This is a genomic window from Streptomyces sp. Ac-502 (assembly GCF_045222935.1).
Lineage (GTDB): Bacteria > Actinomycetota > Actinomycetes > Streptomycetales > Streptomycetaceae > Streptomyces > Streptomyces monomycini.
Genome location: NZ_JBHFFO010000001.1, coordinates 450,233 through 463,124, shown reverse-complemented (window position 1 = coordinate 463,124; position 12,892 = coordinate 450,233). Strand labels below are relative to the sequence as shown.

The 12,892-nt window shown below is 72.5% G+C and carries 13 protein-coding genes and 1 pseudogene; 9 read left to right on the top strand and 5 right to left on the bottom strand.

Annotated elements, in window-relative coordinates:
* Positions 1-17 precede the first annotated feature (17 nt).
* From ACEXOX_RS02250 to ACEXOX_RS02225, 6 genes and pseudogenes are all read left to right on the top strand, one after another.
* Positions 18-749: pseudogene (locus ACEXOX_RS02250) on the top strand (PP2C family protein-serine/threonine phosphatase); the annotation flags it as partial.
* An 86-nt stretch (positions 750-835) separates the two neighbouring features.
* Positions 836-1,087, top strand: coding sequence for a SpoIIE family protein phosphatase (locus ACEXOX_RS02245; RefSeq protein WP_406526198.1), 252 nt, complete (start codon positions 836-838; stop codon positions 1,085-1,087).
* A 62-nt stretch (positions 1,088-1,149) separates the two neighbouring features.
* Positions 1,150-1,710, top strand: a complete 561-nt coding sequence (locus tag ACEXOX_RS02240) for a PadR family transcriptional regulator (protein ID WP_406518753.1) — start codon at positions 1,150-1,152, stop codon at positions 1,708-1,710.
* A gap of 127 nt (positions 1,711-1,837) precedes the next feature.
* Positions 1,838-3,580 carry an acyl-CoA dehydrogenase family protein gene (locus tag ACEXOX_RS02235; RefSeq protein ID WP_406518752.1) on the top strand — a complete coding sequence of 581 codons (1,743 nt, stop codon included), beginning with the start codon at positions 1,838-1,840 and terminating at the stop codon, positions 3,578-3,580.
* A 191-nt stretch (positions 3,581-3,771) separates the two neighbouring features.
* A complete protein-coding gene (locus ACEXOX_RS02230; protein ID WP_406518751.1) occupies positions 3,772-4,158 on the top strand; it encodes an SH3 domain-containing protein in 387 nt (128 codons plus the stop codon).
* A gap of 419 nt (positions 4,159-4,577) precedes the next feature.
* Positions 4,578-4,952: an STAS domain-containing protein gene (locus ACEXOX_RS02225; protein ID WP_406518750.1), complete on the top strand. Its 375-nt coding sequence runs from the start codon at positions 4,578-4,580 to the stop codon at positions 4,950-4,952.
* Between the two features lie 57 nt (positions 4,953-5,009).
* Here ACEXOX_RS02225 and ACEXOX_RS02220 read toward each other — a convergent pair whose 3' ends face one another.
* Positions 5,010-5,423 carry an STAS domain-containing protein gene (locus ACEXOX_RS02220; protein WP_406518749.1) on the bottom strand — a complete coding sequence of 138 codons (414 nt, stop codon included), beginning with the start codon at positions 5,421-5,423 and terminating at the stop codon, positions 5,010-5,012.
* Positions 5,424-5,615: 192 nt separating this feature from the next.
* Entirely contained in the window at positions 5,616-6,182 is a 567-nt protein-coding gene (locus ACEXOX_RS02215) for an STAS domain-containing protein (protein WP_406518748.1), read from the bottom strand.
* A 543-nt stretch (positions 6,183-6,725) separates the two neighbouring features.
* Here ACEXOX_RS02215 and ACEXOX_RS02210 point away from each other — a divergent pair.
* The 3 genes from ACEXOX_RS02210 (at position 6,726) to ACEXOX_RS02200 (ending at position 9,079) form a co-directional block, all read left to right on the top strand.
* Complete coding sequence (locus tag ACEXOX_RS02210; protein ID WP_238782945.1) at positions 6,726-7,091, top strand: ATP-binding protein; 366 nt, start codon at positions 6,726-6,728, stop codon at positions 7,089-7,091.
* 193 nt (positions 7,092-7,284) lie between these two features.
* A complete protein-coding gene (locus ACEXOX_RS02205) occupies positions 7,285-7,902 on the top strand; it encodes a GNAT family N-acetyltransferase (protein ID WP_406518747.1) in 618 nt (205 codons plus the stop codon).
* A gap of 241 nt (positions 7,903-8,143) precedes the next feature.
* Positions 8,144-9,079, top strand: a complete 936-nt coding sequence (locus tag ACEXOX_RS02200; RefSeq protein ID WP_406518745.1) for a polysaccharide deacetylase family protein — start codon at positions 8,144-8,146, stop codon at positions 9,077-9,079.
* A gap of 175 nt (positions 9,080-9,254) precedes the next feature.
* On the opposite strand, the gene ACEXOX_RS02195 is transcribed toward ACEXOX_RS02200, so the two are convergent.
* From ACEXOX_RS02195 to ACEXOX_RS02185, 3 genes are all read right to left on the bottom strand, one after another.
* Entirely contained in the window at positions 9,255-11,219 is a 1,965-nt protein-coding gene (locus ACEXOX_RS02195) for a hypothetical protein (RefSeq protein WP_406518744.1), read from the bottom strand.
* Between the two features lie 93 nt (positions 11,220-11,312).
* Entirely contained in the window at positions 11,313-11,855 is a 543-nt protein-coding gene (locus tag ACEXOX_RS02190) for a GMC oxidoreductase (RefSeq protein ID WP_406518743.1), read from the bottom strand.
* Entirely contained in the window at positions 11,855-12,694 is an 840-nt protein-coding gene (locus ACEXOX_RS02185; RefSeq protein WP_406518741.1) for a GMC family oxidoreductase N-terminal domain-containing protein, read from the bottom strand. Before ACEXOX_RS02185 ends, ACEXOX_RS02190 begins: the two co-directional genes overlap by 1 nt.
* Between the last annotated feature and the right edge of the window lie 198 nt (positions 12,695-12,892).

Here is a 12,892-nt window from a genome sequence, read left to right as displayed (position 1 = left end):
AGGCAGGAGGAGGGCGCATGCGCCGGGACCGCGACCGCAGGTGGCTGCTGTTCGCGCTGCTCCTGGGCGTCCCCATAGCCGCCGGTGACCTCGTACTGGGTACGCCGCACAGCCTGGCCGGACTGCTGATGATCTGTACGCTGCTGGCCGCCACCCGGCTCGACGGCCCCTGTACCGGCTCCGTCGCCCTGTACGTGGTGCTGCTGGCCGCCGGTGTCGCGGTGTGGGAGGGCGAGCTAGGCGAACGGGACGTGCTGATACGCCTGACCGTGCTCGCGCTGGGCGGCGCGTACGCCACCTGGAGCGCCGCCCGGCGGGTGGCTCACGAAGGCGAGCTGACCGAGACCTCGTCCGTCGCCCAGCGCGCCATCCTCCAGCCCACCACCTTCCGGCTCGGCGGTGTGACGGTGTGCGCCCGCTACCGCTCCGCCTCGCCGCAGGCCCTGCTCGGCGGAGATCTGTACGCCTTCGCGCACACCGCCGCCGGCCTGCGCCTGCTGATCGGCGACGTCCGGGGCAACGGCTTGCGGGCCGTACGCCTGTCGGCCGCCGTGATCAGCTTCTTCCGGGACAGTGCCTACACCCGCCCCGACCTGCCCGCCGTGCTGGACGCCACCGACCGGCGCCTGGCCGCGCTGCTCGGCGCCGAGGACTTCGTCACCGCCCTGGCCGCCGAGTTCCGCACCACCGGCCGGCCCGCCGTCACCCGGGTCGGCCTGGCCAACTGCGGCCACCACCCGCCCCTGCTCCTGCCCGCCGGCGCCCCGCCCCGCCTGCTCGCTCCGGCCGAACCGACCACCCCCTGGGACTGCACCCCGCGCCGGTCGTCCAGGACGTGGTCCTCGGCCCCGGCGACCGCCTGCTGTTCTACACCGACGGCCTGGCCGAGGCCCGCAGCGCCGAGGGCGAGATGGTCGATCTCGCCGGTCTCCGGTCCGCCTGCTCGCGGGCGGCGCTGGACGACGCCGCCGACGCGGTGCAGGAGGCGCTGCTCCGCCACACGGACGGCGCCCTCGCCGACGACGTGGCGTTCATCCTGGTCGAGTCCTGCCCGCCGGCGCGCTCACCGGACGTCCGGGCCGGGTGACCCGCGTCTCACCTGTGCGGCGCCGCTTGTCTATGCAACTCGTTGCATAGCAGGATCGGGGCATGGCGCTCGAACACGCGATCCTCGTCTCCCTGCTGGAGAAGCCGGGCTCCGGCTATGAGCTGGCCCGGCGGTTCGAGCGGTCCATCGGCTACTTCTGGACCGCCACCCACCAGCAGATCTACCGCGTCCTCAAGCGCATGGAGACCGACGGCTGGGTCGACGTCCGCGAGGTGCCGCAGCAGGGGCGGCCGGACAAGAAGGAGTACTCCGTCGCCGTCCTCGGACGGAGCGCCCTCTCCTCCTGGCTGCACGAGCCGATCGAGCCGGAGAGCGTACGGCACGACCTCGCCGTCAAGATCCGCGGCGCGGCCTTCGACGACCCGGCCGCGCTGATCCGCGAGGTCGAACGGCACCACCAGGTGCACACCGACCGGCTCGCGCACTACCTGGCGGGGGAGCGTCGCGACTTCACCGGCCCCGAGGCGCCCGCCGCCCTCGACGCCGGGCAGCAGCTCCAGCACGCCGTGCTGCGCGGCGGCATCGCGTACGAGCGCATGACGATCACCTGGCTGGAGGACGTGCTCGACACGCTCCATGCCTTGGAGCCCGGGCGGACCTGAACCCGAGCGGCCCTGATCCGGAGCACCGCACCACCACGCCGAGCCGGCCGTCCGCCCGTCGCGGACGGTCCGGGCCCGCGACCTCGCCCTCTCTTCCCACCCACCCTCGAACCGAAAGGCGGACCCCATGGCCGACCCGCTGCTCTTCAACCCGCGCACCTACGACCCGGCGCACTTCGACCCGGAGACCCGCAGGCTGCTGCGTGCCACCGTCGACTGGTTCGAGGACCGCGGCAAGCGCCGGCTGATCGAGGACTACCGCTCCCGCGCCTGGCTGGCCGACTTCCTCGCGTTCGCGGGCAAGGAGGGGCTGTTCGCCACCTTCCTCACCCCGGCCTCCGCCGCCGGGGCTCCCGAGGGGCAGGCCTCCGGACCGTCGGACAAGCGCTGGGACACCGCCCGGATCGCCGCCCTCAACGAGATCTTCGGCTTCTACGGGCTCGACTACTGGTACGCCTGGCAGGTCACCATCCTCGGTCTCGGCCCGGTCTGGCAGAGCGACAACGCCGCCGCCCGTGCCCGCGCCGCCGAACTCCTGGCGGACGGTGAGGTGTTCGCCTTCGGCCTGTCCGAGAAGACGCACGGCGCCGACATCTACAACACCGACATGCTGCTGGAGCCCGACGGCGACGGCGGCTTCCTCGCCAGCGGCGCCAAGTACTACATCGGCAACGGCAACGCCGCCGGACTCGTCTCCGTCTTCGGCCGCCGCACCGACGTCGAGGGCCCCGACGGCTACGTCTTCTTCGCCGCCGACAGCCGCCACCCGGCGTACCACCTGGTGAAGAACGTCGTCGACTCCTCGAAGTACGTCAGCGAGTTCCGCCTGGAGAACTACCCGGTCGGACCGGACGACGTCCTGCACACCGGCCGCGCCGCCTTCGACGCCGCGCTCAACACCGTCAACGTCGGCAAGTTCAACCTCTGCACCGCCTCGATCGGCATCTGCGAGCACGCGATGTACGAGGCCGTCACCCATGCCCGCAACCGCATCCTGTACGGCCGCCCGGTCACCGCCTTCCCGCACGTGCGCCGCGAGCTGACCGACGCCTACGTCCGCCTGGTCGGTATGAAGCTGTTCAGCGACCGCGCCGTCGACTACTTCCGCTCCGCCGGCCCCGACGACCGCCGCTACCTCCTCTTCAACCCCATGACGAAGATGAAGGTGACCACCGAGGGCGAGAAGGTCATCGACCTCATGTGGGACGTCATCGCGGCCAAGGGCTTCGAGAAGGACACCTACTTCGCACAGGCCGCCACCGAGATCCGCGGCCTGCCGAAGCTGGAGGGCACCGTCCACGTCAACCTCGCGCTGATCCTCAAGTTCATGGCCAACCACCTGCTCAACCCGGCCGAGTACGCGCCCGTCCCGACCCGCCTCGACGCGGCCGACGACGCCTTCCTCTTCCGCCAGGGCCCGGCCCGCGGCCTGGGAGCCGTACGGTTCCACGACTGGCGCGCCGCCTACGACGCGTACGCCGAGGTGCATAACGTCGCCCGCTTCCGGGAGCAGGCGGACGCCCTGTGCGCGTTCGTCACCACCGCCGCCCCCGACGAGGAGCAGAGCCGCGACCTCGACCTGCTGCTCGCCGTCGGCCAGCTGTTCGCCCTGGTCGTCCACGGCCAGCTCATCCTGGAGCAGGCCCGCCTGACGGACCTCGACGCGGACGTTCTGGACGAACTGTTCGCCGTCCTCGTACGCGACTTCTCCGCGCACGCCGTCGAACTGCACGGCAAGCACTCGGCCACCGACGCCCAGCGGACCTGGGCCCTGTCCGCGGTCCGCCGCCCGGTCGTCGACGAAGCCCGCTCCGCGCGGGTCTGGGAGCGCGTCGAGGCGCTGTCGGGGGCGTACGAGATGGCGCCGTAGCGGAAGGCCGTGCGGACGCGAGGTGAACCACGGTCACCCGTCGCAGGACATCGGGAGCATTCAGGAACTGGTCCCTCCCATGCGACTTTTGGCCAGATGCCCCTCGCGTCCCGCACATCACGCCCCGGCACGCCATGCTCAGTACAACCGGGCCAGCCGTACGGGCGCCCGTCGAGCAAGGGGGAACCATCGTGACACTGAAGAAGCGCGCGAGACTCGCCGCGGCCATCGCCGCACCGCTCCTCCTGACAGGCGCCACGCTCACCGTCACCGCGCCGGCCGCCAGCGCCGCGCCCACCGGTGCGGACGCGTGTACCCACCCCGGCTGGTCGAACAAGTCCTCCGGCAAGGGCACCGCGAAGGGCGACAGCGTCAAGGTCCGCACCGGCCCCAACGAGGAGTGCGGCGTGGTCGCCACGGTCGGCACCGCGCGCACGCTGTTCTACCACTGCTGGGTGAAGAACTCCGCCGGCAACAAGTGGACGCACGTACGGATCGACGGCCTCAACGTCGACGGCTGGGTCTACAACAAGAACCTCGACGACGGGGGTTCCGACCACCCGGACAACAAGTGCTGACCTGACGCACTACCCGTAACACCTGTACGGCCTGTATCTCCCGTATCTCCCGTATCTCCCGTATCTCCCGTGCCAACCGTATCGTCTGTACCATCCGCGCGACCTAGGAGCGGGCCCACCGTCACCACGGGCCCGCTCCTCGGGCTGAGCGCGCCTTCGGGGCTGCGGCTGCCCCTCGGTATCGCCCCTCGAACCGGTGCGCGGATTATTGGATGATCGGGCCGCGTGATCTGATCGAACTGCGCTGGCGGGCGGACAAAATCGGTCGCTGGACGATCGATAGCAGTCTTTCGTGAAGGTTTCATTGATGAGTGAACCTTCGGCTTCGCCTGCGCGTGTGGTGTCCGTAAGCTGCCAGCAGCCCGCCGCAGACCCGGTCGTGCGGGCCGCGCCGCGTAGTCCCCGAGGAGTTGGCCGCGATGAACACCCGGTGTCCCGAGCTGAGGGAGGGCTGCCGGGTGGTCTGCCCGGTGGGCGAGATCGACCTGGCCACGGCGTCGGCGTTCCGGGACCAGCTCAGAGGGAACGATGCTGCACTCCCGGCCTTCGTCGTCGCCGACCTGCGACAGGTGTCCTTCATCGACAGCAGCGGACTGCAGGAACTGATGAAGGCCCAGACGCGCTGCGAGGCGGTCGGCGGCTGGGTGCGGATCGTCTACGACCATGAGGCCGTCGACCTGCTGCTCCGGCTGACCGGCTACGCCGAACAGTTTCCCCGCTACACCAGCGTCGAGGACGCCCGGGACGGCCGGGCGCCGGAGACGGCGGACGGGTGGGCCGGTGGTGACGGGTGAGCCGGTGACGGAGGTGCCGGTGACGGGTGGGCCGGTGACGCCGGCGCCGCCCGGAACTCAGGCCCCGGGCCCGGCGCTCACCGGGTGCGGAGGCGGCCAGGTGGGGCGGTGGTGCACGGGCAGGCTGGCCAGCGCCTGGGTCACGGTCGGGAAGACGGCCAGCACCTCCTTGCTGCCGGTGTGCTCCAGCATCCACAGCACCCGGCGCCCCACACAGGCGAGCAGGAGGCGGCCGCGGCGACGGCTGAGCAGCCAGTGCAGCCCGAGCAGGCAGTTCAGGCCGCGGGAGTTGCAGTAGACCAGCGCCGAGCAGTCCAGGACCACGTAGCGGTAACCGGCGTCGACATGGCCGCCCATCGTCGTACGGAAGAACTGCTCCCCGGTGTGGTCCAGAGCTCCGCTGACGCGTACCACCGCACACGCGTCACAGTCGGCGACCATGTTGACCAGCAACCCGTCAGCGTGCGGCATGTCGCACCTCCGAGCGCGTTCGCACCAACACCCATGGGGCCGGGCCGACCACGCTATCCGTACGCAGGCACGGGTACCAGGCGGGTCCGGCCCGGAGGCGGCGAGTTGCGCCACCCCCGGGAGAAAGGCCCGCGGACCGGGTGCCGGACGCGGACCGGACACCTTCCGTTCCAGTGGTCGTCGCCATGCCCTTCAGCCGCTGTGCGGCCGGGTGGACCCGTACGCGGCCCGCCGGCGGCGCACGGCGAGGCGGCGGGAACCGCTGCCCGCCGAACGGCCGCTTCCCGCCGCCCCCGCCGGGCGGGCGGTGACGGTGCCAGTGGCGGGCAGCAAGACGAACGGCCATGACATCGGCACGAGTTGGAGCACGCGGTACACGCAGCGCGGCGGCTGGCGCAGGTAGGTCTCCCCGCCGTGCGCGGCCACCCGGGACCGCACCTCGCACAGCCACTGCAATCCGCTGCAGTCGAAGAAGGTGACCTGGCTCAGGTCCAGCACCACCGCGCGGACGGACCGCGAGGACACCTGGGACAGGGCCGGGCCCAGGCGCCGGGCGAGCTCCAGATCCAGGTCGCCGCGGACCGACAGCAGCAGCGTCTCCCCGTCCCGCCGCGCACGCCAGCAGGGTCCGTCGCTCTTCGGGTACGAGCCGGTCGGCCGCCTGCGTGGCCCGCCGTCGTAGCGCCACCAGCGGGCGCCGGTACGGGCGAGGCGGCGGGGAACGGCGCGGCCACGGAAGCAGCGTGCGATACCGGACACAGGCGTCTCCTCCGTCGGTGGACGTGTCCCGGCCCGTAGGGAGGTGGCCGGGCAGTCGTGGCCGAGCGGGTGGGCGGTCCGCTGCCGTGCGGGGCGTTCGCCGACCCGCCCGTCGGCTTCAACCGGTCTGATGCCCCCGATTCCGCCGGGACAAGCACGCGCCGGGGGAGCGTCCCACCGGAGGCACGCGGCACCCGGACACCTGAACGGCCACCCCGTCACTGTACGAGGCTGACCGCCGACCGGGGCCGCGACGCTCGCGACCCCGGCGGGCGGCCGGTGTACACGGCCGGGACGGCCGGCGTGCGCGGCCCCGGCGGGCGGCGGCGTTCGCAGACGGTGGTCACGCCACCGTACGACCCGTACTACGGCGGAACCGTGCGTGGCTGTCACCCGAACGGGGCATGGGTGGTACAGACCAGCCGCCGCGATTCGGCCACCGAGGTGTAACTCCAGGGGGCCGACTGGCCCTTGGGGGGAGTGAGCCGAAGGTTGTGTATCCGCTCTCGCGCCCGCGTCCGGACGACGCGGGCCGAGTACCTCTTGCCCCACGCCCACGAATCCGTCTTCTGGGCCCGTCGGCTGACCGCCGCCTTCCTGGCCCGGGACGGCACCGCCGCACCCTGCCCGGCCGATCCGGCGGACGCCTTCCTGATCGTCACCGAACTGGTCGCCAACGTCACCCGCCACACCCGCAGCAGCTGCCGGCTGCGCCTGTGCGTCCAGGACGGCACCCTGACGGTCGAGGTGAGCGACGACTGCCCCGACCGGCCCCGGCTCCGCCCGGCCGGCGACGGCGACGAGAGCGGCCGCGGCCTGCTGATCGTGCACGCCCTCGCGCACACCCTCGACGTCCTCGACGGCCCGACGGGCGGCAAGACGATCCGGGCCACCCTGGGCGCCGGATGAGCGCCGACCGGGCGTCGGGTGAGCGCCGACCGGGCGCCGGATGAGTTCGTGTCTCGACGTCTCAGGAGGAGGCGAACGCGGCTGCCAGGCGCGGAACGCGGTGGGATCCGCGGCGTTCCACCGCACCGCAAGCATCGCGCGGCTCAGGCGAACAGGCCACCCGCCGACCAACGAAGATCACCATGAGTGCAGAATGACCGATGTGCCGATAACGAACACCCCGCAGAGGGCGACGGTCGACGACGCCCGACTGGTCAGCAGTATCCTGGCCCGCGCTTTCGGAGACGACCCGATGATGCGCTGGTTCTTCCCCGACGACTCGTCCCGCGAGACCGGACTGGCCCGTTACTTCACCACGCTGTTCACCCGGCAGTACGCCCACCACGGCGTGTGCGAACGCACCGGCGCGGCGGCCGCCTTCTGGGTACCGCCGGAGGGCCAGGCGAAGGCCGTCCCCGACGCGGAGACCGTCCAGGAACTCCAGGACATCCTCGGCGACCGCGCCCCGCTGTTCCGCGACACCGTCATGGCGGCGGCCGAGCACGCACCCCAGGAACCGCACTGGTACCTCGCGGTGATCGGCGCCGACCCCGCCGCCCAGGGCCAGGGACACGGAGCCGCGCTGCTGCGCTCGGGCCTGGCCCAGGCCGACGCGGCGGGCCTGCCCGTCTACCTGGAGTCCTCCAAGCCGTCCAACGTCCCCGTGTACGAGCACTTCGGTTTCGTCGTACGGGAAGAAGTGCAACTCCCGGGCGGCGGCCCGGCGCTGTGGGCCATGCGGCGCGACCCCCGCACCCCCGTCGGCGCCTGAGAACCGAGCGGCCGGCTGCCCCGTCACCGCACACGACGGGCGACGGGGCGGCCAGGCCCGCCTGGCCGCCTTCGGAGAAGCTCTCGACGCGCTCTCCTTCTCACACCCCGTCAACCTGCGGTTTCGGTTGCGGCAGTTGGTGATCAGCGGGGTCGTAGGTGTCCACGGGAAACGACGGGACTGTCGCTCCGTAGCATCACATTGCCGTGCGGATTTCCGGCGCAGGTCTCACACTGCGGGCATGGATGAAGTCGTGGTTCCCACGGCCGTCGTGCCTTCAGAGCAGTCGAGTGAGTTACTGGGGTATTCGCCTGATGCTCGGCTGCTGATCGTCAACTGCGATGACTTCGGGATGTATCCGGCTGTCAACGCCGCGGTGATCGAGTCGGTCGAAGTGGGCATCGCCAGTTCGTGCAGTCTGATGGTCCCGTGTCCTGGGGCGTCGCAGGCCATGAAACTGCTCGGCCGACGGCCGCAGGTTCCGTTCGGGATCCACCTCACTCTGGTATGCGAGATGCCCGGCATCCCGTGGGGGCCGCTGATCGCCAAAGAACGAGTTCCCTCACTGCTGGACCTTGCGGGCGAACTGTTCTCCCCGACATCTGCCGGCCGGGCGGCCCTGCTCGGTCAGGCTCGGCTCGATGAGGTCGAACTTGAGTTCCGTGCTCAGATCGATGCCGTCGCCGACGCCGGGCTCACGCCGACCCATCTGGACTTTCACTGCCTGGCGGATGGCGGACGCGACGACGTCCTCGACCTGACCGTGGCACTGGCAGCGGAGTACGGCCTCGCGGTCAGGGTCTGGCTCGAACCCGGACGCCAGGCGATGCGGAGACGCGGACTGCCGGTCACCGACAACGACTTCCTGGACAGCTTCTCCCTCGACGTGGAAGGCAAGGCGGACCGATACGCTCAGCTGCTGCGCGACCTGCCCGCCGGGCTCAGTGAATGGGCGGTGCATCCCGGTCTGGGCGACAAGGAGTCGCAGGCCGTCGACGGTAGCTGGCCCGTGCGCCGTACGGACTACGAGTTCCTGGTATCGCCACAGGCCCGTGCAATTCTCCAGCAGGAGGACATAGCCGTGATCGACTACCGAACGATCCAGCGGGTCTGGTCCGAGAGCCTGAGCCCTCGACGACCGGCCGGGCCCGCCGCCCCGCGGACGACGGACCGCTGAGCTGACCGCGGAGGCCGGCCTGCGACGGCCGGTCGCTCGGCCCGTGCGCGGGCGGTGGCCAGGGGACAGGACTCGGTGCCGGTCTCGATGACCGCGCCGCTGTTCTTCTCCTCGCGCTCGGCCGGCACTGGGAAGAGGAGTTCACGACGCTTCCGCTCCGTCCGGCAACGGCCCGTCAGTCCTCTGTGGAGTGACCGATCTCGGCTGCCTCCCCGCCGCCCGCCAGACGCGCTCCCACCTGCACCCGCGCGCCCGCGGGAGCCCGTACCGCAAGGACTCGCCCCTCCTCCGAGGCCCGTACCGCCCCCGTCACCTCGATGCCGGTGACCGCCCGGCTGCCCGCGGCCAGCAGATACGTGTGCCCGGACTTCGCCCGCCACCCGGCGCTCGCGACCACGTGCTGTCCGAAGCGGCCGCATGCCGCGGTCGACCGTTCGCGGGCCACCACCCGCGTCGCTGCCCCGGGCGCCGTGAACCGTACGCTCACCTCACCCGGGCCGCGCCAGGTGTCGGCCCGGACGCAGGACCACACGGCCCGGCCGGCGCCCTCCGGAAGCGCCTGGACGGCGAAGTCCCACAGGCTGACCGCGCGTACGCCGTCGGGCAGCCCGGCCAGGTGGCAGGCCGTACGTGCCCAGCTCGCCAGTGCGGCCGGGCCGGTGGCCTCGCGGGGCTGCCGCGCCGGGGCGCCACCGCCGGGTGGCGGCGTGTAGGTGAGGTGGGTGGGCACCGGGCCGCCGAGGTCGGTGACCAGGAAGGTGTGCTGCTCGACGATGCGGGCCGAGGAGCGTAGTCGGAGTGCGGGCCAGGAGTCACAGGGGGCGGATGCGGCGGGGACGGGCAGCGGTTCGGTGATGCCTTCGGCCGAGATGCGCAGCGGTTGTGCGGGCAGGTCGGGTCGCAGCAGGTCGCGCGTCGCCGCACCGGCGATCCACGGGGCGGTCAGGTAGCGGGCCGCGCCTCGCGTCCGGCTGACGACGAGTGCGGCGGCCGTCGTCACATCGCTGCTGTCCGTACGGGCGAAGCCGAGGGTGGCGGGGCGGCCGGGGGAGAGGGGTTCGCTGTAGCGGACGGTGCGCAGGCCGTCGTGGAGGAGCACGACCGCGTTGCCGTCCACCTCTCCCGCGTACAGCAGTTGCGTACCGTACGGGGGCGGGCCCGTGAAGGTGCCGGGCGTACGGCTGAGGCGGGTGCCGCGCGGCGGCCGTGACCAGGTGGCGAGCGCGCGGTCGAGCAGGTCCCGGTCCCCGGCCCGGCTGCCGCGGGGAGGCCAGGCGGTGAAGTCGACCCGGGAGGTGTCGGCCCATTCCGTGCGGGGCGTCCGTACCAGGTCCGCGGCGGTGACCGGGCCGACGGCGGGGCGCGCGGCCCGCGGGTCCGGCGCCGAGCCGGTGGCGGTCAGGACCAGGGCGCCGACCGCCACCACCGCGGTCACGGCCCCGGCGAGGCGGTACCGCTGCCTGCGGCGCAGCAGGTCGGTGGGGCGGGTCTGCACCGAGCACGCGTTGAACTCGGCCGACCGCAGGAGCGTCTGGGCGGCGGAGACGGCCGGGGCGTCGAGCTGTCGCGCGACCCGCAGGGCCCGGTCCGGGTGGCCGACGCCGGCGGCTCCGAGCAGGGCCCGGACCTGGGCGTCCGGCAGTTCGTCCGCCCGGGAGAGCACGAAGGCCGCGCGGACGTCGGCGGACAGCCCGGCCAGCGCCTGCCCCAGGGCGATCTCCTCGCGCCCGCCCGCGCGCGGGAACAGCCGCAGCCCCCACACCACCGGCAGCATGGGCCGCAACGCGCGCGGCGGCGGCAGGCTCCTCGGCCACCTGCGCGGCCGGCGCTCGTACCTCAGCGCCGCGCGCAGCACCCGCTCCCGCACCCACGCAGGCCCGAGCCGCTCGGGCCCGAGCCGCGCCGGTCCCGGGCGCTGGGCCGGTACCCGCAGGGTGGTCTTCCGGAGCCGGGAGCCGGGCAGCGCGCGCTGTACCAGGCCGTGCGCGGCCAGTACTCTGCGGTGCCTGCTGAGCGACGGGGGAAGCGTGAGGTAGGCGAGCCGGACCAGCGCGGTGTAGTGCTCGACGAGACCGGCCTCGGCTTCGTCGAGCGTGATCCGTTCACGGCCGTCCGGAGAGCGGCGCTGCGGCGTGACCATGGAGCGGAGCGCCTCCCGAAGGCTGAGGGCAGCAGGGCACCTACCTCCTTCAAACGAGTGAACGCCGATGGGGTCACCGCGCGGACCGGACGGTCACAGGCCCAGTTCGGCGAGACGGCGGCTGACGCGTGCGTCGGTCGATTCCACGGGGGAGCCGGTACGGACCCAGGGGTCCCCGCCGAAGACCTGCCCGAAGGCGCGCTCGGCGGTGCGGGTCGCGAGGGCCTGCGTGGTCAGGGTCGGGTTGGGGCCGCTCAGGGAGTTGGCGAGCGCGGAGTTGTCGGCGAGGTACAGCCGGCCGACGGCCCGGCTGCGGCAGTCGGCGTCCAGCACGGGGTCGTGGGGGTCCAGGCCCGTACGCATGGAGGAGTGCACGTGCAGCGGGACGGGGAACGTGTCGATCCGCAGCACGGTGCGCGCCCCCGCGCCCCGGAGCAGCTCGGTCGCCCGGCGGGCCAGGAACTCGCGGTTGGAGAGCGTGCGGGCGCTGCGGCGGCGGTGGTGCACCTCGGTCTTCGGTACGGGGCCGTGGGCGTCGGCCGGGAAGGCGGAGGGCAGGACGCGGTTGCCGGGTTCGCCGTCGTCGTCGGTGAGGATCAGGACGTTGAGCAGCCGTTCGTGGCCGCCGTCCCGCATCAGGTCGGCGAGCCGCGGCCCGTGCGCCCGCCCGGCGGGCCCGTCCCACGGCCCGCGCGGGCCACGGCCGTTGGTGTACGCGCCGCGGATCCCGCTGTCGGACGTGGTGAGGACGAGGGCCTGGAGCGCGGGCGGGAACCCGGCCTGCTCCAGCGCGCCGCGACCGGGGAAATCGCACCGCGCCGCAGAACCGGGGCCGCGCGGGTGTTGCCGACGTCGTGGTCGAAGACGCCGATGACGGAGTCGAGGTGGTGGTCGGTCAGCCCGCGGCCGGCCCAGCCGTCGGGGTCGGGCAGGCCGCTGTTGTGCCACAGCCGCGGGGTCTCCGTACAGCCGTCGGCCAGGACCACCGCCCTGGCGTCCTCCCGCTGTACGTCGCCGGTCGCACCGGTGCGCCAGGTGACACCGGTCGCCGCGCCCGCCTCGGTGTGGACCCGGGTCACGAACGCGTCGGTGACCAGCTCGGCGGCTCGGCCGCCGGGCGCCCACACGTCGGCGGTCAGCGCCATGGGGACGTAGCTGTTGTCCGTGGACCGCTTGGCGAACTGGTTGCGCGGCGCCCGGACCGGCCGCATGCAGCCCTGCGCGCGGTGCCCGCAGAACGTACAGCCGGTGGGCCGCGGAAAGATCAGCAGCCGGGGGTCTTCCGTGCGTCCGGCGTGGCCGCCGGGCTGCAGGATGGCGTTCTGCTGCGGACGGTAGGAGTCGCCGGTGGTGGTCGGAGCCGTCTGGACGGGGATGCCGAGCGTCTCGCACCTCCGGAAACAGACCTCCTCCTTGCTGGCCATCGGAGCCGTCCGTACCGGCAGGGTCGCCTCGACCCACTCGTAATACGGCACCAATTCGGCGTACGGGAACGGGAATCGGTGCGCGATGTCGTACGCGCCCGCGTCCGGACCCGGGTATCCGGCGAAAGCACCGGGACAAGCGCGCGGCGCGTTGGCGAAATAGTGCTGGGTCGTGCCGCCGACCCCGGAGAGCTGCCAGACGAACGAACTCTGCGGTCTTTCCCTGAACCACCCGCCTTTCGACCGGTC

Coding starts and splice junctions, on each gene's coding strand:
- ACEXOX_RS02240 (WP_406518753.1), top strand. CDS start 1,150: ATGGCGCTCGAACACGCGATCCTCGTCTCCCTGCTGGAGAAGCCGGGC.
- ACEXOX_RS02235 (WP_406518752.1), top strand. CDS start 1,838: ATGGCCGACCCGCTGCTCTTCAACCCGCGCACCTACGACCCGGCGCAC.
- ACEXOX_RS02225 (WP_406518750.1), top strand. CDS start 4,578: ATGAACACCCGGTGTCCCGAGCTGAGGGAGGGCTGCCGGGTGGTCTGC.
- ACEXOX_RS02220 (WP_406518749.1), bottom strand. CDS start 5,423: ATGCCGCACGCTGACGGGTTGCTGGTCAACATGGTCGCCGACTGTGAC.
- ACEXOX_RS02205 (WP_406518747.1), top strand. CDS start 7,285: ATGACCGATGTGCCGATAACGAACACCCCGCAGAGGGCGACGGTCGAC.
- ACEXOX_RS02200 (WP_406518745.1), top strand. CDS start 8,144: ATGGATGAAGTCGTGGTTCCCACGGCCGTCGTGCCTTCAGAGCAGTCG.
- ACEXOX_RS02195 (WP_406518744.1), bottom strand. CDS start 11,219: ATGGTCACGCCGCAGCGCCGCTCTCCGGACGGCCGTGAACGGATCACG.
- ACEXOX_RS02190 (WP_406518743.1), bottom strand. CDS start 11,855: ATGCGGGACGGCGGCCACGAACGGCTGCTCAACGTCCTGATCCTCACC.